This window comes from Lapidilactobacillus dextrinicus DSM 20335, assembly GCF_001436095.1.
Classification (GTDB): Bacteria; Bacillota; Bacilli; order Lactobacillales; family Lactobacillaceae; genus Lapidilactobacillus; species Lapidilactobacillus dextrinicus.
In genome coordinates this window covers 1-22,011 of sequence record NZ_AYYK01000016.1, presented here as the reverse complement: position 1 = coordinate 22,011, position 22,011 = coordinate 1, and the positions used below count along the sequence as shown (strand labels likewise).

At 36.5% G+C, this 22,011-nt stretch carries 20 protein-coding genes and 1 tRNA gene; 17 read left to right on the top strand and 4 right to left on the bottom strand.

Annotation, left to right across the window (positions count from 1 at the left end):
* The 11 genes from FC84_RS06835 (at position 1) to FC84_RS06785 (ending at position 11,764) form a co-directional block, all read left to right on the top strand.
* Positions 1-807, top strand: coding sequence for a glycosyltransferase family 2 protein (locus FC84_RS06835; protein ID WP_057757140.1), 807 nt, complete (start codon positions 1-3; stop codon positions 805-807).
* 144 nt (positions 808-951) lie between these two features.
* The gene (locus FC84_RS06830; RefSeq protein WP_057757138.1) at positions 952-2,067 is read left to right on the top strand and encodes a glycosyltransferase; all 1,116 of its coding nucleotides are present in this window, start codon (positions 952-954) and stop codon (positions 2,065-2,067) included.
* A 47-nt stretch (positions 2,068-2,114) separates the two neighbouring features.
* Positions 2,115-3,128, top strand: coding sequence for a glycosyltransferase family 2 protein (locus FC84_RS06825; protein WP_057757135.1), 1,014 nt, complete (start codon positions 2,115-2,117; stop codon positions 3,126-3,128).
* Positions 3,129-3,161: 33 nt separating this feature from the next.
* On the top strand, positions 3,162-4,208 hold the full coding sequence (locus FC84_RS06820; protein WP_057757133.1) for a polysaccharide pyruvyl transferase family protein: 1,047 nt from the start codon (positions 3,162-3,164) through the stop codon (positions 4,206-4,208).
* A 47-nt stretch (positions 4,209-4,255) separates the two neighbouring features.
* Positions 4,256-5,812 (top strand): lipopolysaccharide biosynthesis protein, encoded by a 1,557-nt coding sequence (locus tag FC84_RS06815; RefSeq protein ID WP_057757131.1) that lies wholly within the window; start codon positions 4,256-4,258, stop codon positions 5,810-5,812.
* Positions 5,813-5,928: 116 nt separating this feature from the next.
* Positions 5,929-7,134 carry a hypothetical protein gene (locus FC84_RS06810; protein ID WP_057757128.1) on the top strand — a complete coding sequence of 402 codons (1,206 nt, stop codon included), beginning with the start codon at positions 5,929-5,931 and terminating at the stop codon, positions 7,132-7,134.
* A gap of 19 nt (positions 7,135-7,153) precedes the next feature.
* On the top strand, positions 7,154-8,311 hold the full coding sequence (locus FC84_RS06805) for a type III PLP-dependent enzyme domain-containing protein (protein ID WP_057757126.1): 1,158 nt from the start codon (positions 7,154-7,156) through the stop codon (positions 8,309-8,311).
* A complete protein-coding gene (locus FC84_RS06800) occupies positions 8,308-9,315 on the top strand; it encodes an ATP-grasp domain-containing protein (RefSeq protein WP_057757124.1) in 1,008 nt (335 codons plus the stop codon). Before FC84_RS06805 ends, FC84_RS06800 begins: the two co-directional genes overlap by 4 nt.
* The gene (locus FC84_RS08915; protein ID WP_083479572.1) at positions 9,305-9,910 is read left to right on the top strand and encodes a VanZ family protein; all 606 of its coding nucleotides are present in this window, start codon (positions 9,305-9,307) and stop codon (positions 9,908-9,910) included. Before FC84_RS06800 ends, FC84_RS08915 begins: the two co-directional genes overlap by 11 nt.
* Positions 9,911-10,041: 131 nt before the next feature.
* On the top strand, positions 10,042-11,034 hold the full coding sequence (locus FC84_RS06790; protein WP_057757121.1) for an ATP-grasp domain-containing protein: 993 nt from the start codon (positions 10,042-10,044) through the stop codon (positions 11,032-11,034).
* A 67-nt stretch (positions 11,035-11,101) separates the two neighbouring features.
* A complete protein-coding gene (locus FC84_RS06785) occupies positions 11,102-11,764 on the top strand; it encodes a sugar transferase (protein WP_057757119.1) in 663 nt (220 codons plus the stop codon).
* 86 nt (positions 11,765-11,850) lie between these two features.
* Here FC84_RS06785 and FC84_RS06780 read toward each other — a convergent pair whose 3' ends face one another.
* Positions 11,851-13,308, bottom strand: coding sequence for a helix-turn-helix domain-containing protein (locus FC84_RS06780; RefSeq protein WP_057757118.1), 1,458 nt, complete (start codon positions 13,306-13,308; stop codon positions 11,851-11,853).
* A 352-nt stretch (positions 13,309-13,660) separates the two neighbouring features.
* On the opposite strand from FC84_RS06780, the gene FC84_RS06775 reads away from it, so the two are divergent.
* From FC84_RS06775 to FC84_RS06765, 3 genes are all read left to right on the top strand, one after another.
* On the top strand, positions 13,661-15,487 hold the full coding sequence (locus tag FC84_RS06775; RefSeq protein ID WP_151425818.1) for a polysaccharide biosynthesis protein: 1,827 nt from the start codon (positions 13,661-13,663) through the stop codon (positions 15,485-15,487).
* 114 nt (positions 15,488-15,601) lie between these two features.
* The gene (locus tag FC84_RS06770; protein ID WP_057757116.1) at positions 15,602-16,531 is read left to right on the top strand and encodes a competence protein CoiA; all 930 of its coding nucleotides are present in this window, start codon (positions 15,602-15,604) and stop codon (positions 16,529-16,531) included.
* Between the two features lie 57 nt (positions 16,532-16,588).
* Positions 16,589-17,173 (top strand): peptidylprolyl isomerase, encoded by a 585-nt coding sequence (locus FC84_RS06765; RefSeq protein ID WP_057757114.1) that lies wholly within the window; start codon positions 16,589-16,591, stop codon positions 17,171-17,173.
* 34 nt (positions 17,174-17,207) lie between these two features.
* On the opposite strand, the gene FC84_RS06760 is transcribed toward FC84_RS06765, so the two are convergent.
* From FC84_RS06760 to FC84_RS06750, 3 genes are all read right to left on the bottom strand, one after another.
* Complete coding sequence (locus FC84_RS06760; RefSeq protein WP_057757112.1) at positions 17,208-17,663, bottom strand: NUDIX hydrolase; 456 nt, start codon at positions 17,661-17,663, stop codon at positions 17,208-17,210.
* Between the two features lie 78 nt (positions 17,664-17,741).
* Positions 17,742-17,814: transfer RNA gene (locus tag FC84_RS06755), tRNA-Ala, on the bottom strand.
* Between the two features lie 39 nt (positions 17,815-17,853).
* Positions 17,854-19,215, bottom strand: coding sequence for a hemolysin family protein (locus FC84_RS06750; protein WP_057757110.1), 1,362 nt, complete (start codon positions 19,213-19,215; stop codon positions 17,854-17,856).
* Positions 19,216-19,446: 231 nt separating this feature from the next.
* Between FC84_RS06750 and FC84_RS06745 the strand changes: the two genes are divergently transcribed.
* Genes FC84_RS06745 through FC84_RS06735 form a run of 3 tightly spaced genes read left to right on the top strand, consistent with a single transcriptional unit; the run spans position 19,447 to position 21,924 of the window.
* Positions 19,447-20,346, top strand: coding sequence for a MerR family transcriptional regulator (locus FC84_RS06745; protein WP_057757108.1), 900 nt, complete (start codon positions 19,447-19,449; stop codon positions 20,344-20,346).
* A 5-nt stretch (positions 20,347-20,351) separates the two neighbouring features.
* Positions 20,352-21,083 carry a type I 3-dehydroquinate dehydratase gene (locus tag FC84_RS06740; protein ID WP_057757106.1) on the top strand — a complete coding sequence of 244 codons (732 nt, stop codon included), beginning with the start codon at positions 20,352-20,354 and terminating at the stop codon, positions 21,081-21,083.
* 16 nt (positions 21,084-21,099) lie between these two features.
* Positions 21,100-21,924: a hypothetical protein gene (locus FC84_RS06735; protein WP_057757104.1), complete on the top strand. Its 825-nt coding sequence runs from the start codon at positions 21,100-21,102 to the stop codon at positions 21,922-21,924.
* The last annotated feature ends 87 nt before the right edge of the window (positions 21,925-22,011 follow it).

The window sequence follows — 22,011 nt, the reverse complement described above, 5'->3', positions numbered from 1 at the left end:
ATGAAACAGCCCAAGGTCTCAATTATTATGGGAATTTATAATTGTGAACAGACATTACAACATTGTTTTGAATCCTTACTGCAACAAACTTTTACCGATTGGCAGTTGATTATGTGCGAGGACGGTTCGCAAGATAATACCTACGAAATTGCTAAGCAAATACAGAAGCGTCATCCAGAAAAAGTTGTCCTATTGCGCAATCAAAATAATCTAGGACTTAATGAAACCTTGAATCGTTGTTTAGCGGTTGCTACTGGTGAATATATTGCTCGTCAAGACGCGGATGACCTTTCTTTGTCAGAACGGTTGAGGTTAGAAGTTGACTTTTTAGATAGCCATCCGGAATATGCTTTAGTCAGCGGTCGTAAAGATCACTTTGATGAAGAGGGCATTTGGGGAAATCTTGGTGATGTTGAAAAACCAACGATGAAAGATATCTTCTTTGGTCCTCCGTTTTGTCATCCATCATGTATGATGCGAGCTAGTGCCTTGCGGCAAGTTGATGGTTACAGTATTGATCGTCGCTTATTACGAGTTGAAGATTATCATCTTTGGTATAAGTTCTATCGGTCTGGATTTAACGGCTATAATTTGCAGCAAACAATTTATCTATATGCAGATGCACGAAATGACTATTCTAAGCGGAACTGGCAAAACCGCTTGAATGAAATGCGTTTAAAACACCTTATTATTAGGGAAGTTCATTTACCGTGGTACTATTATGTATTTGCACTAAGGCCAATAATAGTTGGACTTTTACCAATGCCAATTTATCATCACCTACATCGACGCCGATTACAAAATTAGTTAATCCGAGGGTGATTAATATCTAAACACTAAAAATTAGTAGTATTTAAAACTAGCTTATCTGCTTTCCGTGCGCAACTTGTTAGTTTTAAGACTAATTATGATATAAATGGGATTCGCTTTATTTTGAGAGGAAACCATGTTATGAAAAAAGTACTCTTCATGATTCCAACACTAAAAGGTGGCGGAGCAGAAAAAATTTTAATTGATTTATTGCAGCAATTTGATTTGAATGAATGGTCAGTTAATTTGTTGGTATTATTTAAAAACAATGTTTACCAGGACCAAATCCCATCAGGCGTCACACTTCGTCAATCACATATTTCTCAATTTCGTGGCAATATTCACGCGATGAAACTTACAACTCCCCAACAACTTTATCGTTTATTGGTTAAAACTGATTATGATACCGTGATTTCGTTTCTAGAAGGGCCTACTACTCGAATTGTCGCCGGGTGTCTTAATCCTAATACGCGGTTAATTAACTGGGTGCATAATGAGTTTCATGAGCTGAGTAAATTAGGGTCTTCTTATCGAAGTATTGAGGAATTACAGCAAACTTATCAACGTTTTGATCAGACTGTTTTTGTTTCTCAGACAGCCCGTCAAGCTTTACTTAGCCTAATTGATTTGCCAGAGGAAAAGACTAAAGTGCTCTACAATCCTTTGGATATGAAACAAGTACTAAAACATGTGGCAGTCGATAAAAAAATACCCTTAACAACAGAACAACCAATCAAATTAATAACGATTGGGCGGTTAAGTTATCAAAAAGGTTATGATCGTTTGTTACCTATTATGGCCAAGTTGATTCATGAAGATGGATTGAGGGTTACATTGGATATTTTGGGTGTCGGAGAGAACTTAAATAAATTAAAGAAGCAGGTCCTCAATCTTGATTTAGCTGCAACTGTTAATTTTTTGGGATTTGTTAAGCAACCCTATACTCATTTAGCCCAGGCCGATATGTTTGTGTGTTCATCTAGATACGAGGGCTATAGTACGGTGGTCACCGAGGCGACATTATTGGGATTGCCAGTTGTTACGACAGATTGTTCTGGAATGAGCGAGATTTTACAAGATACGGGTGTGATTACTGCTAATCAAGAAGAAGCGTTATATCGAGGCTTAAAGAAAGTCCTCAGTGATCGTAAGTTGTTAGCGGAATTACGTATTAAAGCACAGCAGCGTGGTCAACAGCTAAGTAATCAGGATAACGCTATCGAGATTATTAATTTCTTACGTGAAGTCAGTTCATAGACTGACTTGATCAAACAGCAAATCATAATTGAGGTAGGAGGTGGCCCATGACCAAGCCGTTAGTTTCAATTATTATTTCAATTTACAATGTGGCACCGTATTTACAACGGTGCTTGGATTCACTAGTACAACAAGATTATCCAGAGATCGAGTTACTGTTAATTGATGATGGTGCGACTGATAAGTCGGGTGAAATCTGTGATGAATATGTGGCCAATAATTCTTTGATTCACGTTTTTCATAAGGTTAATGGTGGGCTTGCCGATACTCGAAATTATGGCTTGCAACAAGCTCATGGTGAGTATGTAATTTTCTTTGATGGTGATGATTTTGCAGATATACGCTATGTTTCAACACTCGTTACAGCGGCAGACTCAATAAAAGCGGATATTACGGGTTGTGGGTACTATGTAGAAGAACTAGATCGATATGAAACTACTTTATCGCGGACACCTAATCCTTTTATCGATGGCCGTTATACGAACATGACCTTTCAGCAGATTCCGGTAGATGCGACTGTTATTCAAATATTAGGTTATACCTGGAATAAACTATACCGGCGGCAATTTTTACAGCAGCAACAATTATCTTTTGAAAAAGGGTTATCGCTGATTGAAGACATTGATTTTAACGCACGTGCTTTTGCTAAGGCCGAACAATTAGTCTTCATTAAGACACCGCTAGTTTATTACTGCCAACGTCCACGCCGTACCTTAGGCAGTGCTGCTAATTATGAACGACCATTTCTATTGCGACAACGTGCTTTAAATAGTGTGCGCGAATTATTAACACAATGGCAAACGCCAACAGGATTAGTTGAGCAAACGGTGAGTACGATCTATGTTGATAACGTTAAAAGTTACATTATCATGTTGAATCAAAGTGGTTTATCTAAACAGAGTAGGCTTAATAAGTTAATAGAAATTATGAATCAACCGGATAATCGTTATTTCGTTAAACAATACCAACCGCAGGGGTGGCAAGGTCGGTTGGTCAAGTTCTTACTGCAGCAGCGGCGCGGCGGTTGGTTATTGCGATTAGAACAATTGCGCCACTCTTAAAAGATGCTGTCAGATTAGTTAAGGAGAGATTCAATGAGATTATTTCCGCTTGTCCCAGCTGAAAAAGAAATTCAGATAAAACAGTTGTTTTTGCACCAATTCAATGGCATTGATACGACTTTTGTAAAAGCAAACAGTTCACCACATCGCAAAATTGTGGTCGCATTGGCCGCAGATTATGGCAATTTAGGTGATGTCGCTATTACGATGGCGCAAGCACGATTTTTAGAAGAAAAGTATCCAGAATATGATGTCTTGTTGTTTCCAGTAAGTGCGACTTTTATGAAGATGAAATCGTTGCAACGTATTGTTCAACCTCAAGATTTAATCACTTTAGTTGGCGGTGGCAATACTGGTGATCAATATCCGACTATTGAGTTTGCCCGCCAGTTTATAATTAAACATTTCCCACAGAATTCGATCATTTCTTTTCCGCAGACTGTGGATTATCAAAATAAAAACAAGATTGTGGCCGATTTAAATAAATACCAGCGACACCAGCATTTATTATTGACAGTACGTGAACAACGCTCGTATGACTTTTATCAACATTATTATCAAGGGCAAGTTGAGTTATTACCTGACATTGTCTTAACGTTAGGTGAACGTTATGGGCATAGCTGCCGATCAAGAAGTAGCATCTTACTTTGCTTAAGACAAGATAAGGAACAAGGCGTGAATTTAGCTCAAGAAGATCTAACAGCATTGGCCGAAAAAGACCAGTTAGAATTTCAAGATACGCAATTAACTGTTGATCATTTGCCACTAGCACAAGGTATGCAGGAAGTTGAACGACTTATCAATGTTTTTCAACAGAAGCAATTAATTATCACAGATCGTTTGCATGGTATGATTCTTGCTTGTATTACCGGAACCCCCTGCATTGCTCTAGATAATAAAAACAAAAAAATTTCTGGAGTTTATCAAGCATGGTTAAAGAGTGTCAGAAACATTCAAGTTTTTGAAACGACGCCGACTTCATCTGAACTGATGGTAAAAGTCAATGAGCTTTACGGTCAAACTTATGAACCACCCAAATTTAAAACTTATTTTGAAAAGCTAGTCGCTTCGGTTAGCTAATTATTGGTACATATAATGCTTAAGATCATCAGAAAAGGAGGGGCAAAATGTCTGAATCTCGAACGATTAACTCAGTGAAGAATTTATCTATGAACATTACTGGCCAAGTGCTATTGATGGGATTTCGGTTTATTTCACGAACGATTTTTATTCACTATTTGTCAGTAGAGTATTTAGGAATTGACAGCCTATTTTCCAATGTTTTATCGATGTTAGCTCTGGCAGATTTAGGCATTACTTCAGCTCTAAACTATTCATTATATAAGCCCATTCGCGACCAAGATCAAGAACAGATTAAGAAGTTAATGCAATACTTTAAAAAAATCTACTTAATTATCGCGACTACTGTTCTACTGTTGGGATTAGCCTTAGTGCCCTTTTTACATTTAATCGTTAATTTAGACAAAGCAGTACCTAATGTGCACTTTTACTATATTTTAATGCTATTGAGTGTGGTGATGAGCTACTTATTTGTTTACCGTTCAGCTTTAGTGATTGCCAGTCAGAAGGAATATCTGGTAACTCGTGTCACAATTTTTACACAGCTGTTAAGAATTGGCTTACAAATTATAGTTTTAATGGTATTTCAAAACTTTGCACTTTATCTAGTTGTGCCGATCGTGATTGAACTATTAGATAATCTGATTGTTTCCAGAACAGCAATGAAACTTTATCCGTATTTAAACGAGAAAACAAGTAAGTTAGAAAAATCAGAACGCCGGGCCATTTTTGAGAACATTAAATCAATTTTTGCTTATCGGTTCAGCGATGTGGTAATGAATAACACTAATAGCATATTTATTTCAATTCTTGTCGGAACAATTTATGTTGGTTACTACACCAATTATATGATGTTGGTTAGTAGTATTTCAATGATAGTTAATATGGGGTTCTCGTCTATTTCTGCAAGCGTCGGTAATAAAAATGTCGGTCATCATCTTGATGAACAAGAACAAATATTTCAAGTGATGGTTTTTATTAACCAATGGGTTGCGGGATTTTGTGCTATTTGTTTTTTAGTTTTGTTGACGCCTTTTATTCAACTTTGGGTTGGCAACCAATTTGTTCTTTCCAATCTGGTTATTTTTGCGATCGTCATACAATTCTATATAACTACCATGATGTCGACAACAGCCATTTACCGAGATACGACAGGAATTTTTAAAGAAACAAAATATATCGTTCTTATTAATTCTGCTTTCAATGTCATATTTTGTCTGGTTTTAGGCCACTTGTTTGGTATTGTTGGTATTTTATTATCCGCATCAATTTCTCGGTTGCTTACTAGTTTCTGGTTTGAACCTAAAGTTTTATATGAAAAATACTTTGGTTATAGTTGCCAGCCTCACTTCTACAAGCTTTTTAAATATATTCTAGTTACGGTTGTTGAAGGGACTATTGTTTGGTACTGTTGTCAGCTACTTCCGGCTAACACTATATTGAATTTTATCTTAAAAGGAATTATCTGTGTTGTTTTTGTCAATGGTATTAGCTTCGTAGTTTATCGTCATGATCCAACGATGAAATTTTTATTAAGTTATTTAAGGGTGATTAAAACAGCTATTAGTCAAAAATGGTTGTTATTACACCACAAGGACAACTAAGAAAGACTTGATTACCATAATTTACGCTGTTTTAGAAAAATCGGTTATCGATATTATAACGTTTTAGGCCTTTATCAGGTTATCAATTTAATTGTTTGTAGGGGGGAAGTAAAGCTATGAAAATCAGTAATGTTCATATTGAAAATCATCATCAACATGTTGTCTTACTAGCAGATTGTTATCAGGATAAAATTAAACATGAGCTTTTTTATGCAGTGGAACTCAAGAACGGTCAATACTTTGATGATTCATCGGCGGATGCCTTTATCTTAGCTGCTTTATTACCAGCAATGAAATATGGTGAAGATTTAATTGCTGATTATCCTATTTCAGCAAAACTTAAGTATCATTTAGAGACATATCTGATTCCATGGTTAGCTCAAGTTAATCGCAGTTTGAAAATAATTAAGATTTTACCTTTGGCAGGGTATACTGGCAAAGTTTATCATAGTTCGGCTGTTGCTACCGGAATTTCTTGTGGTGTTGATTCTTTCTATACAATTCTGAACCATTTAACTAATTCAATTCCCACAACTGCACAATTAACACATGTTGTTTTAAACCATCATCAACCTGAACAGACTTTTGAACAAGCTGAGTCACATTTAAGTATTTGCCAGAAGGATCAGGAACGTTTAGATGTTGGTGCTGAACTTGGTCTAGCGCAAATCTATGTTTGGACAAATGTTAATCAATTCATTGATTTTCCTTATGAACAAATTGTCACTTTTCATGACTTGTCAGTCGGCTTAAGTTTACAAAAGCTGATTCATACTTATTACTATGCCTCCTCCTATCCGTTGACAGATTTCTGTTTAACATTTGCTGCATCGCCATATTATGACATTTTGAATTCCCAGGCAATTCAAACTGAAAGTTTTCAAATGTTAAGTCATGCGGTACTTGAAGAAAGGGTTGAAAAGACCAGATTCGTTGGTGAATATCCGATTGTTCAACGTCATCTTGATGTCTGTCTTTATAATGTTCACTCTGGTACAAAAAAGAATTGCTCCTGTTGTGAAAAATGTACTCGCACGATGGTTACTTTAGACGTGCTGGGACAGTTAGATGATTTTGCAGAAGTATTTGACTTAGAGTTGTATCGAAAACAACGTAAATGTCGCATTGGCTCCGTTTTATATCGTGCTTACGTTAATAAAAATAGTTATGACGTGCATATTAAAGAATTGTTACGAATTAAAAGAAAGAAAATTCCACTAAGTTGTTATGGTTGGTTAATTAATACCGGATTGCAGAACCAGTTAAATAAAGTTTTAAGAAACAAACGTAGGCAGGATACAACAGCACTATCGCAAAAATAAAAAAGGGGAGGGTAAGTTGATGGAAACGCCTTACTTTGTCATCAATCAAGCCGAATTAACGGCGAATATTCAAGAATTAAAAACTGCGCTAGCCCAAACCTTTAGTAAGTCGATAATTGGCTATTCTTTTAAAACCAATGCATTACCTTGGATTTTAGGATTTATGAAGGAAGCTGGTTGTTATGCGGAGGTTGTTTCTGACGACGAATATCAATTAGCTCAAACTATTGGGTTTTCACCAAAGCAAATTATCTATAATGGACCAGCAAAAAGTGAAGCCACTTTTGTTGAAGCTTTGAATAATGGCGCTATCATTAATCTAGAAACACATCGTGAATTACGTTGGTTGGAAAAATACCATACAGCCGCAACCAAAGTTGGTCTACGCCTGCAAATTGATATTGAAGCATTATGTCCTGGTGAAGCCGCTATGGGAGAGCTAGGAGGTCGCTTTGGCTTTCAATTAACAGAATTGTCAGAAATTTTGCAATTTTTACAAAAAATAGATGTGCAATTAGCAGGGATTCATCTGCATAGTAGCAGCAAAACCCGCAGCTTAAAGATTTATCAAACGTTGGCACAACAAGCGGTGGCAATTATTAATCAATACCAATTACAGTTGGACTATTTAGATATTGGCGGAGGATTTTTCGGTGGTGCACAGGCCAAACCAAGCTTCTTGGATTATATGACTGCAATCAAAGAACAACTTTATCAGTCACCGCGTAGTGCTGATTTAACATTAATTGTTGAACCTGGTGCTTCCTTAATTGCAACGCCGGTTTCTTACGTTACTAGCGTGATTGATGTTAAGCAGACACCGCGCCAGAATTACATTCTAACGGATGGCAGTCGCATCCATATTGATCCTTTCTTTAGGAAAGATCATTACGAAGTGAAGATTGAACCACAGACTAATCAACAAAGTGTCGCTCGACAAATTATTACCGGCTTCACGTGCATGGAGAACGATCATCTCTTTCATCTTATCGATCAACCATTATTGCAAGAAGGCCAAGAGATTATTTATCATAAAGTAGGTTCTTATACAATGTGCTTTAATCCTTTATTTATTAAGTATTTCCCAGATGTGTATGTTCAAACTGAAACTGGCTTAGAACTTGTTCGCAAACGTTGGACAGTAAAGGAATTTATTCAAGGAGCTGAATGGTTATGACAAATATTTTAATTTTAAATGCTGGAACTAGAGTTAAACTGGTGGAATATTTCAAGGCCTTGCCTGATCTTAAAGTTGTCTGTACAGATGCCAGTCTTTGCGCACCGGCACTTTTCTCTGGTGATCGTTATTATCAAATGCCTTACATTACTGATCCAACTTATGTTGATCGAGTTTTAGAAGTATGTGAACTTGAGCAAATTGATGGTGTTTTATCCTTAATTGACCCAGCAATCTTCTTATTAAGTCAGCAGCGTCAGCGTTTTGAAGAAAAGAGGATTGTCTTTGTTGCGCCACCAACACCAGCGGTTGATTTATGTTTTGATAAACGTAAAATGTACAAATTTTGTCGTGATCATCACTTACCGACGGTACCAACATATAGTAATTTAGCCGATTTTGAACATGATTATCAGCAGGGGAAGGTTAATTTTCCAGTATTTATTAAACCAGCGACTGGTAGTGCTAGCATGAAGATTCAAAAAGTTGAGCAACTTGCCGAGTTACAAGCTGCTTTGTCTGGGCAACATGAGATGATTATTCAACCGTTTATGACGGGAACTGAATATGGCGTTGATGCCTATTGTGATTTAGAAACTGGTGAATTAATCGAATGTTTTGTTAAAGAAAAATTATTAATGCGTAGTGGCGAGACTGACAAGGCGCGCTCTGCAGATCCCAACCCAGTTTTACCAATCTTAAAAGCCTTAGTAAAAGCTGCTGATTTGCGCGGCCCAATTGATGTGGATTTCTTTTATGAGCAAGGCGAGTGGTTAATTTCAGAAGTAAATCCGCGTTTCGGCGGCGGTTATCCGTTTGCACAGGCATGTGGGATGAATTCCCCTAAATGGATTGTTAATAATGTTGAACATCAAAGTAATCAGAGACAAACTAATAACTATCCTTTAAATATGGTACTCATGAAATACCCTGAAATTGTGATGTTATCTCAAGCTGATATAGCCAGTCATCAAGCTATAAGTGGAGTGCTAGATGCTGGCTAGTCAAGCTAAACTGATTTTATCTCTGTTTTCAGTTAGTTGTATTATTGGATACCTCACCTTCGCTTTTTTTAAAATTCGGCATCGTCCCATTCGAACGAGGCGTTTTTTGAGGTATTGGTTATTTTGTACTTACTTGGTTATGATTATTTGTTTAACTATTTTGCCGTTACCAGGTCCTGGGAATTTTTTAAGTCCAGAGGAGCCATACTATGTGTTAACCCCGTTTAATTTTTTGCGGCGAATTTATTCTTATTTATTGGCGAATCCCCCTTGGACATTTTATCCGCCCATTATTGGTCTGCTTTTTGATGATATTTTAATGCAACCAGTGTTGAACATTTTGTTGTTCGTTCCACTAGGATTTTATTTAAGACGTTACACGAAATGGTCAATGATTCGAGTTTTACTAATGGTATTTATAGTTTCACTAACAGTTGAACTACTCCAATTAACGGGATTGTTATTTTTTTATGATCGGCCGTACCGACTCTTTGAAGTTGATGATTTGTTGACTAATACATTGGGCGGTCTTGGTGGTATTTTGATAAGTCGGCACTTTACGATTAAGCATAATGTTTCGAATTTAATTGAGTAATTGCAATTTGATACGAGGATTGGCTTCAAGCATCGCTTATTAAATATTTTTATCGATTTATGGTCAGCAAAGTATAAAACGAGATTTTAGATACTAAATAGTTGAATAATAGCTAAAGGAGCAAGATGGATATGACAAATATTTTGATTTTAACAGTAGGTACTCGAGTAAAAATTGTAGAATATTTTAAAGCATTACCTCATGTCAAAGTTGTTTGCACAGATGCTAGTCTAAACGCTCCGGCATTATATTTTGGCGATGTGCATTATCAAATGCCCCGGTTTACTGATCCAACATATTTGGATCGTGTTTTAGAAATTTGTGAAGCTGAAGATATTGATGGAATACTGCCGATAATTGATACAACAGCTTTTATGCTTAGTCAAAACCAACAACGTTTCAGTCAAAAAAACATTAAAATCATTACTTCTCCACCAGAAGCTGTAGCATTATCATATGATAAGCGAAAATTAGCAAGATTCTGCCATGATAATCAACTGCCAACAATTCCAACTTTCGAATCGCTCTCCGACTTTAAATGTGCAAGGGAAGCAGGCCAAATTGATTTTCCAGTATTCGTTAAGCCAGCAATTGGAAGTGGCAGCGTTGATAACTACAAAGTTAGTGATATGACCGAATTAGAAGCTGTATTAGTTGATAAAACAAATATGATAATTCAGGCTTTTGTTGATGGTCCTGAATTTGGTATTGATGCCTATTGTGATTTAGAGACAGGTGAACTAGTAGATCTATTTGTGAAAGAGAAGTTGTTAATGCGTGGTGGCGAAACAGATAAAGCCCGATCTGTTGATCAAGAACCAATTTTGTCTATCTTACGAGATTTAGTGCGACGTGCCAACTTGCGGGGGCCAATTGATGTTGAGTTTTTTTATGATCATGGCCAGTGGTTGATTTCTGAAATTAACACACGCTTTGGAGGTGGTTATCCATTTGCACAAGCATGTGGCAAGAATTATCCTCAATTGATTGTCAATAATTTAAATGGAGAGCGCAACCAAGTACAAAATTTTGAATATCCGTTGAATATGATATTAATGAAATATCCGGAGGTTGTAGTATCAAGCATGGACAGTAACGTTTTACTTCAAAGTAAGGTCGGTTGATCCAGTTCTATCTGTTTAAAATTTTTATTGGCTTAAATGGGGCTGTTGTCGAATGGAGGTAATGAGGATGTATTCCAAAGTAGTTAAACCCATCATGGATCGTTTGTTAGCTTTACTATTTGTCTTATTATTCTTTTGGGTATATGCAATTTTAGCTATACTTGTTCGTACTAAGCTTGGATCTCCCATTTTTTTTAAACAGGATCGAGTAGGGAAAATCGATCCTAGAACGGGAAAAGAGCGAATATTTAAGCTATATAAGTTTAGAACAATGACTGATAAAAGAGATGAGAGCGGCAATTTACTTCCTGATAAATTACGTTTAACATCCTTTGGCAAAAAATTACGTGCTACAAGTTTAGATGAACTACCTGAAATATTTTTTAACATTTTATTTCATTATGATATGAGTTTGGTGGGACCTAGACCACTTTTGGTAGAATATATAGCTAGATACTCTCCAGAACAGCGGCGGCGGTCCGATTGCCATCCGGGACTAACCGGTTATGCTCAAGTTAACGGTCGTAATGCAGTTTCATGGGAAGATAAATTTGCAATGGATGTATGGTATTCAAAAAACATCTCACTAGCACTTGATATTAAAATTATCCTAGATACTTTTAAAACTGTTGTGAGACGTGATGATATTGGTTCGGCTAATTCGGTAACCATGGATGTATTTAGAGGATCCGCTCCGGGTACAACTAGTGATTGGAAAGCGCCATATTAAAAATAGGATACAAGTCATAAGTGACTTGTGTCCTATTTTTATACAATTGATGTTCTTGGAGTTTAAATAAAAGCAGATAAATAAAATCAATCATTTTTTAAGTGATAATTTTGTTCCAGGGCGGCCAATAGACTAGTATAAGAAAAATGGCCGTTTTTTAGTGTGAACTGAGGAACTTGTAGGTTGGTTGTTGTCTGACTGTGATTAGTAATAATAAAATCGTAATTATTAACCTCATTGGAATTGAAGAGCTCAATATTAATAAAGGGAATATTAGTACAGAAACGAAGCACATCTTGAATTAGAAATGAATCGGGATCATCTTGTAAACCGACACTAACTAAATTCGTTGATATTTCCGGTTTAACATAAGGTAAGATGAGCTGGGCACAACATAAGGCGATGGTATCAAGATTATTTGATAGCCAGGATGTTTTTTTTTGACGTACCAATTGGCGCAACATATTAGTGAGCTGACGTTGAATTTTAATCAGTAATTGTTGATTGCGGTGTGAGGTGGTCATAGTGTTGCGTAGAACTAATGGTGCAGGTACCGTCTGCCAAAGTTGCGCATTGGCAAAGAGATTATAAAAATTAAGCCGGAATAATTCGAATTCTTGAGCAGGTAGGTCATCTTTTAACATATGTTTGACACCATTAATTAATGATAATGGTAAATGCTTAATAAATTCGAGATGCTTTAAATTCTGTCGGACTAGTGGTAGGCGCTGATCAGCAGTGCTGAGATAAATTGGTTGATAGAAACGAGCATAATAAAAATAACATAATTCAGCTTGGGCAGTGATGTCGTCAGGACAAATTTTTGTAAAGAAGTTTTGGATTGCTGGATGATAAGTGGGAAAAAGATAATTAGCACACCGATCATTAGCTGCAACAAATTGAGTTGCTTTAATTCGTAGGTAAGCAATGGCTAAGGCAAGCCGGCCTTGTTGGTAATTAATTTGATTCCCCCAAGGTTCAGTCCAACACTTTAATGGTGTTAAAATTTCAGCAATCTCTGCCATCTTCAGTAAATCATCCTGTCCGTCACTAAGCCAGAGGATTTGTAAATAAAAGGCACGAACAGCTGCTTCAGAGCCAATAAGGACCATTTTATCTAACATGAGCCGTATACCTAACGTGTTTAAATAACGACGTACAGGATCCAACTTACGATGGATCGTGGACCGACTAATATGGTGATGTTCACAGTAATCGGTTAATGTGTCTTGGGGATATTTTAATAGAGCAAGTAGGAATTGATATGACGTGCTATGTCGTAATAAAAAAGTTTGATACTGACCCAAATCAAAGCGAGATTTTTGAAAATAAATTTGCCCGTTCTCAGTAAAGATTGAGTGTTGGTAAAGTTTTACGAGATCAAGATTTATTTCTAATAATAAATTTTTAATTTTATTATAGGAAAAAGAAACTTCTTTTAACAAAGAACTAGTGGAAAAATATTCTAAACTATTTTCTGATAAATGCGTGAAAAGTCGTAATTTTTCACGATCATGTTCATCTAAGTAAATTTTTAAGAACATTTTTTCACACTCCTTAGTAACGGTTAATTTATTTTAGCGATTTATTAAATTGAAATCAATTTTTTTATTATCATTATTATTAATAACTTTTAATATTTAATCTGTCAGTAACAATTTAATTATTGACTAATATTACTGATAAATCAATATAATTAGCACTTAAATAAGCTGTGTTATGATTTTTAATCATCAAAATAATCTCATGAAAAGTTATAGTATTATTTCAATAGTGGAATTGTTATTACCTGAGCATCTTGCTAGAGTGAAGATAAGAAAAGTTTTATCGTTTATGGTTGATAAAACTAAAAAAACGAACAGGATTTGAGTGATCAACTCAGGAAGAAGGGGTATTATGTCAAAGCGTAATTGTATGATTAATATTAGCCTTGATGCAGTAGGAATCATTATCGCTCATTTATTAACCTTTATTTATTTGGCACAAATTTCAAATGTTACACTTGCTAACACTTTTAGGCTGCAACGAATTTTAGTTTTTATGGCGGTTTATTTAGTGGTTATGGGGCTGCAAGGGTTCACCAAGAAACGTGATACTCAATTCACGATCAAAGATGTATTCAAAGTAGTGCTGGCAATGGTCGCTGCCACAGCAGGTGAATTGCTTTTTGTATTGTTGACGGGCGCGTATCATCACATGGCTAGCTTAGTCTTGTTCTTTGGGATGACATTATTGCTAACTTTAGGTCTACGAGTTTTAAATCAAAAAATTCACGAAACACTTTTAACTCGCGATTCAGAAATAAGCGAACCAACACGACTCTTAGTGATCGGCTCTGGTAATGCAGCTGAGATGTTATTGGCAGAAATGAATAAGCCTAATAATAAAAAGAAATATCATATTTGTGGATTAGTAGACGATGATCGCCAATTACATGGCGGAACAATTTTGGGTTATTCTATTTTGGGAACCACTCGTGATATTCCCCATTTAATTGATCAACATAATATTCAACGTTTAATTCTAGCCATTCCTTCGTTGACGGATTTAGATTATCATCGAATTTTAGAAAATACCGGACAAAAAATTCCCCTAGCAACAATACCATCAATGGATGAATTAGCAAATGGGGCGTTGAATGTTGCTAAGTTCCGTCCGGTACCGATTCAAGAATTATTAGATCGACCAGAAATTGAATTAGATACAACTGCTACTGAAGAATTATTATTTGGCAAAACTGTTTTGGTTACTGGCGCTGGTGGCTCAATTGGATCAGAAATTTGTCGAACATTGTTGAAATTCAAACCAAAACGTCTGCTTTTATTAGGGCACGGTGAAAATTCAATTTATCTAATTCATCAAGAGTTGTTAAAAACTTGTGGTGATATCGAATTAATTCCAGTTATCGCTGACGTTCAAGATAAGAAACGGCTATTAGAGATTATGTTCCAATACAAACCAACTGTTGTTTATCACGCAGCTGCGCATAAACATGTGCCAATGATGGAATACAATCCTAAAGAAGCTGTTAAAAATAACATCTATGGTACTCGTAACGTAGCTGAGGCTGCTAAACAAACGAATGTTGAACGTTTCGTAATGTTATCAACCGATAAAGCAGTACGGCCAACCAATATTATGGGCGCTACGAAGCGGATTTGTGAAATGTTAGTGACGTCATTAAATGAACCAGGTAAAACAAAATTCTGTGTGGTTCGTTTCGGTAATGTCTTGGGTAGTCGAGGGAGTGTCGTACCGCTATTTACCAAACAAATTCAAGCAGGTGGTCCATTAACAGTTACTGATTTTCGAATGGTTCGTTATTTCATGACGATTCCTGAAGCTAGTCGCTTAGTTATTCACGCTGGTACTTTAGCTAAGGGTGGTGAGATCTTCGTCTTAGATATGGGTGATCCAGTCAAAATCTATGATCTGGCTCAACGGATGATTAAATTAAGTGGTTATAGTACAGATGAAATTAAGATTATTGAATCAGGCATTCGACCTGGTGAAAAACTGTACGAAGAATTTTTGATTGATAAAGAGCGCGTATCAAAACAAGTCTTCGATAAGATTTTCTTAGGCAAAATTACTCATGCTAATCCTGATGAAGTCTTGAACTTCTTAAATGTTGTGATGAGTAGTGACGAGACAACTGTTAAGGAAAAGATTATTGACTATGCAGTTAAGTCAGCAGCATTTCAAGATCGACAATCTGTTTAAAACAAAATCCTAGCGTTGTTCTTCAAATGACGCTAGGATTTTTTGTGTCTAAAAAAGAGAATAGCTTTTAAAAATTATTGACAGAGATTGTTGTATTTAAGATTAGGTGATTTTATGTATGCGGCACTTAATCAAGATGATCAATTAGTTTATGCTCACAATAGTATTCTTGGGGAACGTTACTACTGCCCTAAATGCTATCGACCAGTTCAATTAATAATAGCGACGCCACAACAACAACCACATTTTCGGCATAAGACTCGGTTTAGTAATAATGATGGTGAGTCTGGATTGCATATCAAAGGGAAACGATTACTCCAACAGGACTTGCAACAATTAGGGATTGTGGCTCAACAAGAAGTTATTCTAGGTACAGAAGAACGACGAGCAGATGTGTTGTTTTACTATCAGACCCAATGTTATGCATTTGAGTTTCAATGTGCGCCTCTTTCAATTCAAGAATTACAGCAACGGCATCGCTCTTATGAACAACTAGCTGTTCAGGATATTTGGTTAATCGGACCTACTTATTTGACTGCTAGCGGTTGTAAATTGCATCGCTCAGCTTTAAAGTTTATGGACTATCGTACTCATTGGGGATATTTTATTGCAGTTTGGGTGCCAGATTTAAGTAAGATCCGTTTATTTCATCATATCGCCTTTGAACCACCCTGTGGTCAAATAAGATTCAAAAGTAGAGATGTGTCATTGTCGCTATTTTTAGCGAGTTATTTTAAAGTGACGAAGCCACTCTTGTTTTTACCAGTAATGTCATGTTGCTTTGATCCTAGTCATTGGTTAGCACGACAATTAAATTTTCAAAATTCACGTTGGCGTACTTTACAAGTTGAGTGTTATCAGCAGGGGTTAAGTCTATTAGATTTGCCCCGGCAGCTTTGGCTACCGCAACGTTTACCACCGTTAAGTTTAAGTTGGAGTGCACCATTAAAGGCACAAATTGAGTTGTATTTAATAACTGGAGGATTAACTTGGCAACAACGTAGTCAAATATATCTAGAGACAAAGTGGCCATTAGTTAATTAAGTCGTTATTTATTGTTTTTTTTGGTAGAATAATAGAGAAATCTTAGGAGGTAATTAAATGACATTCCCACAATTAACTGCGGCAACAGCAGCAGGTCCCACAGCAACAATTAAGACTAATCATGGTGATATTAAAGTTCGCCTATTTCCTGAACAAGCGCCTAAAACCGTTGAAAACTTTATGACGCTTGCTAAACAAGGTTATTATAATGGTATTATTTTCCATCGAGTAATTCCTGATTTTATGATTCAAGGTGGCGATCCAACCGGTACTGGTATGGGTGGCGAAAGCAGCTTTGGTCATGAGTTTGAAGACGAATTCTCCAATGAATTATTCAATCTTAATGGCGCTCTTTCAATGGCTAATGCTGGCCCTAATACAAATGGTAGCCAATTCTTTATTGTTTCTAACGAAAATGTTCCAGCACAAATGATGGGTCAGATGAAACAAGCTGGTTATCCAGAAGAAATTATTGAAGCTTATAAGAATGGTGGTACACCATGGTTGGATCATCGTCATAGTGTCTTTGGTCAAGTGATTGAAGGCATGGACGTTGTTCAAGAGATTAGTAAGGTTAACCGTGATGCAAGTGACAAACCTCATGAAGATGTTGTTATGAATAGCGTAGAAATTACAGAATAATCAAAAAAACCGACAACAATTGTTGTCGGTTTTTTTATTTGAAGTAAAGTTTTTTTATTAAGGCTAACATTTTTTCATTTTGACTGAATTGTAGTGGTGGCAAATTATCCAGATCAAACCATTTTGTTGCCAGTGTTTCATCAGTAGCGTGATCTAATGGTTTGCCACCAATTTGTTTTACTTCAAATAAGTGACCGATAACTTGAGTAACATCACCATTAGGGTAAGTTGAAAAGTCTTGATCAAAGTAACCTAGCTGTTTAACGACCTCGACTTTAACGCCAGCGTCTTCTTCAAATTCGCGAGCACAGGTTTCAGCTAGGCTTTCACCATATTCCATATAACCACCAGGTAGACTCCAATTGCCAGTATCGGCGCGTTCTTGCAATAAAATTTGATTTTTTTGATTGAGTAAAGCACCACCGCAAGCAACTAAAATAATTGGTCGGTGGCCAACTAGATCGCGAATTTCTTTAATATAGTTTGCCATAGTTTTCTCCTCTAAATTTAAATAAGTATGGGGGTATAAAAATAGGATCTAGGAATAATCCCGGATCCTCAATCAGCATGGACCTTGTCGGACTCGAACCGATGACCTCCTACATGCGAAGCAGGCGCTCTCCCAACTGAGCTAAAGGCCCGATAACTGATTATAGTTTAGCGCAAAATCAGAACTTTGACTAGTTTTCTTCGTTAGCAGGAGCGGCGGTTAGTTCAGGCTTAAGTCTTGTAACACTGAACCAATTCATAAAGCCGTGTTCAACCTCAGTGAGCTTAAATTCATAATGATCTAATTTGATAGTTTGATTAACTTTTAAATCAGAATTATTTTCCATAAAGTAACCACCAATTGTGATGATGTCAGAATCCTGGAATTCAGGTACCTTATCCCGGAAGTAACGTTCAAAATCATATAACGTCGTTTTGCCACTGACTTTAACGGTGCCATCAGATTGCTTAATAATGTATTCATCGGAGACATCATCAATTTCATCATGAACAGAACCAAATAGCTCTTCATAAATATCTTTATCGGTAACGATACCGCTAGTTCCACCGTATTCATCTACAACAACTACAATAGGTGTTTGTTTACTAATCATTAGACTGAGTATTTCATGAACAGGCATGCTTTCAGGAACGTTGATTAAGGCCCGTAAAATATGACTTAATGCTTGCTTGCCATGTCCCTGTTGAACTTGTTGAACAATATCATAGACGTAAACGTAACCCACAAGATCATCTTTGTTATTATCTTTTGTAACTGGAATACGACTGTAACCCTCGTTTAAGTAAACGGCCATTGCCGCATCAACGTCTTGAGAAACATCAGTGACAGTTAATTCTGTTCGGTCCGTCATAATATCTTTGGCATCACGATCGTTTAATTCAAAAGCCCGTTCCATGTAAAGCAAGTCATTTTTATCCATGCTACCGCCGGAAACAGCAACTTTAGAAAGACGCAGAATTTCAGACTGAGAAAATACTTCATTTTCCTCATCCGCAACGGGCATGCCTAATAGCCGGACGATAACAGAGGCAGATGTGTTTAACAACCAGACAAAAGGATAGAATAAAGTATGGAACCAATATAGTGGCGTTACAACTTGCATTAAGATTTTCAACGGAAAATCGATACTAATGTTCTTAGGGACAATCTCAGTTAAGACGACTTCTAAGTAAGTTAATAAAATAATACCAAGCACGGCGCCAAGTATGTGTAAGGTATTGCCGGATGCGAAATGAGCCCAACCAAAGAAATCAACTAACAATTGCTCAATGGTCGTTTCACCAATCCAACCTAAAAGAATACCAGTTAAACTGGTTCCGACTTGGGTGGTAGATAAATACTCATTGAGATTTTGAGTCATTCTTAAGGCGCGAGCTAATTTAGCACGGTTGCCAACGCCTTGCTCCAATTGATCTTCAATTTGACTACTTCGTGTTTGCACCAAGGCAAATTCAGCAGCAACAAAGAAATAAGCCACAACGAAAGTAATTAAAATAATAATTAAGTTTGTGATTAAAGTATTTGTACTCACGTAAAAAGTCTCCAATTAATTTATTCATGCTAAGCTCATTTTATCATTAATTTGCTTAAAAGAATCTGGAACAGGCTAATTATTGTTAATTTAAATGGATTAATTGCATAAATTTTGTGAAGAGCTCTTGCGTGACGTTATAACGGCGCCTATAATTAATAGTGAACCCGTTATTAGCATAAGTAAATACTATTTTCGAGTCATGACTAACTTTTAGGAGTGTTTAAATTAATGGATACAACATATACACCATCACAAGTAGCAGAAAAATTACATATTAGCGTCCCAACATTGCGCAAATATTCGCTACTGATTGAAGAAGCAGCTAATAACTCTAACTACTTCCCACGCAATCATCAGAATGTTCGCTCATATACAGAAAAAGATTTGAAAGACATTCAAGAGTTAGTTGATTATAGCAAACAGAACAACCTCACTTTACAAAAAGCTGCAGTTAAAATTTTTGGCGATGCAACCAAAGCTAATGACACAGCCGCAACCACTAAAAAGACCGAATCAGATGCTGCTTTAACGGCTCAAATCCAAGCATTCAGCGAACAATTAAAGAAAACGACTGAAGAAGTAGCTGTGTTGACCAAACGATTAGATAATCTTGAAGCAACTGCACCAGTTGTTGAAGTTGATCATGATGAAGATGAGCAAGAGCCCCAAGTTTTAAAAACAATTTCATTAACTCCTAAAGCAGAGGAAACAACAAACACAACAGCTGAGCCAAATGAAACACCGGATTCTGGTCTAAACTTTACTGAACCAGTTATGGCAACTTCAGTAGCAACAGCGGTGGATCAATCAACTGAAGAAGTAGCCCCAGCCGTTGAATCAGATGATGATATTGAGACACCTGCAGAAGTTGAAGAAGTAACAACTGATGAAGCTCAACCAGTTGACGCTGAAACAACAGATACTGTATCGTCAAACTTAGAAGCCGCTGAACCTAAGGTAGAAGAAGTTACTGATGCGGATTCAGCTGAAGTCGATGAAGCAGTTGGTGAGGAAGCAGAAACAACAGTTTCAACAGAAGAACCAGCTACAGCCGATGAAGAAGAGTCACATCAAGAAGAATCAGAAAACAAGAAAAAATCTTGGTGGCAAAAAATGTTGAAGAAATAATAACGATGGTAGTTATTAAACGTGGTGATAGTTGGTTAGGTGTCAGCATTACAGCTGCTGACGTCAACGAGTTGCACCAACAACTTTCAATGCTACAATCATTGAAATTACGACATCATTTATTAATTGAGTGGCGTTTGGATTACTGGCAGCAATTAGATATAGAATTATTACGTATTGCCAATCAGCTGATTCGGCAACAATTGCCCTATTATCCATTGCTATTAACGCTAAGAACGGTCGTTGAGGGTGGCCGTTGTCAGTTAAATGCGACTGAATATACTGAATGGCTTTTAATGATTAGTCATAATTTGGATTGGGATTTATTAGATGTAATGCCATTACAGTTACTGGATCCTAGTGCTTTTAGCAAACAGTTAGATTGTGCTGAACAACAGCAATTGATTTACAGCTATCATCATTTAAAACCGAGTAATTTTGCTGAGAATTGTGCTTGGCTAAAACAACTAGCGCAATATGCACGGCCACAGGATCTAATTAAATTGGCTGTACAAACTGAGTCTCTGCAAAATAGTCTTGACTTGTTAAATGCAACGCTATGGCTGGACTATCATAGTAAACAACCATTAATTACCATGGGAATGGGCCAAATTGGACAAATCACGCGTCAACTGGGACCGATATTTGGTTCAGTACTAAGTTTCGGTTCATTGGTTTCAGGGGGATCTGCACCAGGTCAATTGCCACTGTTACAATTAGATCAACTAGTCAATTAATTGAGGGAGTGACTGTATGAAATCTAGAGTAAATTTCAAATCAGTAATTAAGTCTGGTGGTCTATTAGTGCTACTTATCTTATTTTTGAGTGGTTGTAGCACTAATAATACTAAACAATCAAAATCGCAGTCATCAACTAGTTCTGTGACTACTAAATCTAGCCAGAAAAAAACTACCAAAACTGATTTAGCTACACTCCCTTTAGTTGGTAAGTGGAAAAACAGTGGCGGTGCAGTTTTTGAGTTCCAAGATAACGGTAAGTGGATTTATCAAACAGCTAACCATGCTAAAACGGATGGTACTTATCAATTAGCCGGCGCATATAACCATCAAATTCTCTTAAAAATTCATGGCCTTGATCAATCAATTGGTGGTATTGGAAATTATTTAGGCATGGCTTTATCTAAAAAAGATCAATCCTTGTTTATTGTCGGTTTTGGTCAGTTTGCACGGCAAGGTTCGACAACTAATATTGGTACAGCTTCTAAAGTTCGTTTAACTGGAGCTTTTAACCAAAAACCAACCAAGCCTGAGCAATTACTGGTTGGAACCTGGATGAACACTGATGAAACAGCAGAAGTTCAGTTAACTACTAATTATGATCCTGATGGACAATATCAACGCTATAATAGCAAGACAAATCAGGTCGAACGAGGAAACTTTACGGCGACAGTTGTTCAAAATAATGAGGCAACCGTGACTATAAAACTAACTAATCAAAATGGTAAAGTTACGACTGAAAATTACCAAACTAATGGTACTTGGACGCAATTAACAAACTCTAAAAATAAAGTCAGCACAGTTTATGTGAAGAATCAAATGCCTAATATGATTCAATAGCTGTTAATTTTAAATAAAAAGAACCAAGAACGGAACTGAAGTTATAATTTGATACAGATATATAAAAGCACTTTCGAAAAAAGTAAA

Bases quoted from the DNA above. Each gene is read 5' to 3' on its own strand.
- FC84_RS06805 (WP_057757126.1), top strand. From the start codon at position 7,154: ATGGAAACGCCTTACTTTGTCATCAATCAAGCCGAATTAACGGCGAAT.
- FC84_RS06770 (WP_057757116.1), top strand. From the start codon at position 15,602: ATGTATGCGGCACTTAATCAAGATGATCAATTAGTTTATGCTCACAAT.
- FC84_RS06740 (WP_057757106.1), top strand. From the start codon at position 20,352: ATGGTAGTTATTAAACGTGGTGATAGTTGGTTAGGTGTCAGCATTACA.
- FC84_RS06810 (WP_057757128.1), top strand. From the start codon at position 5,929: ATGAAAATCAGTAATGTTCATATTGAAAATCATCATCAACATGTTGTC.
- FC84_RS06760 (WP_057757112.1), bottom strand. From the start codon at position 17,663: ATGGCAAACTATATTAAAGAAATTCGCGATCTAGTTGGCCACCGACCA.
- FC84_RS06775 (WP_151425818.1), top strand. From the start codon at position 13,661: ATGTCAAAGCGTAATTGTATGATTAATATTAGCCTTGATGCAGTAGGA.
- FC84_RS06830 (WP_057757138.1), top strand. From the start codon at position 952: ATGAAAAAAGTACTCTTCATGATTCCAACACTAAAAGGTGGCGGAGCA.
- FC84_RS06800 (WP_057757124.1), top strand. From the start codon at position 8,308: ATGACAAATATTTTAATTTTAAATGCTGGAACTAGAGTTAAACTGGTG.
- FC84_RS06785 (WP_057757119.1), top strand. From the start codon at position 11,102: ATGTATTCCAAAGTAGTTAAACCCATCATGGATCGTTTGTTAGCTTTA.
- FC84_RS06765 (WP_057757114.1), top strand. From the start codon at position 16,589: ATGACATTCCCACAATTAACTGCGGCAACAGCAGCAGGTCCCACAGCA.
- FC84_RS06835 (WP_057757140.1), top strand. From the start codon at position 1: ATGAAACAGCCCAAGGTCTCAATTATTATGGGAATTTATAATTGTGAA.
- FC84_RS06825 (WP_057757135.1), top strand. From the start codon at position 2,115: ATGACCAAGCCGTTAGTTTCAATTATTATTTCAATTTACAATGTGGCA.
- FC84_RS06735 (WP_057757104.1), top strand. From the start codon at position 21,100: ATGAAATCTAGAGTAAATTTCAAATCAGTAATTAAGTCTGGTGGTCTA.
- FC84_RS08915 (WP_083479572.1), top strand. From the start codon at position 9,305: ATGCTGGCTAGTCAAGCTAAACTGATTTTATCTCTGTTTTCAGTTAGT.
- FC84_RS06790 (WP_057757121.1), top strand. From the start codon at position 10,042: ATGACAAATATTTTGATTTTAACAGTAGGTACTCGAGTAAAAATTGTA.
- FC84_RS06780 (WP_057757118.1), bottom strand. From the start codon at position 13,308: ATGTTCTTAAAAATTTACTTAGATGAACATGATCGTGAAAAATTACGA.
- FC84_RS06820 (WP_057757133.1), top strand. From the start codon at position 3,162: ATGAGATTATTTCCGCTTGTCCCAGCTGAAAAAGAAATTCAGATAAAA.
- FC84_RS06815 (WP_057757131.1), top strand. From the start codon at position 4,256: ATGTCTGAATCTCGAACGATTAACTCAGTGAAGAATTTATCTATGAAC.
- FC84_RS06745 (WP_057757108.1), top strand. From the start codon at position 19,447: ATGGATACAACATATACACCATCACAAGTAGCAGAAAAATTACATATT.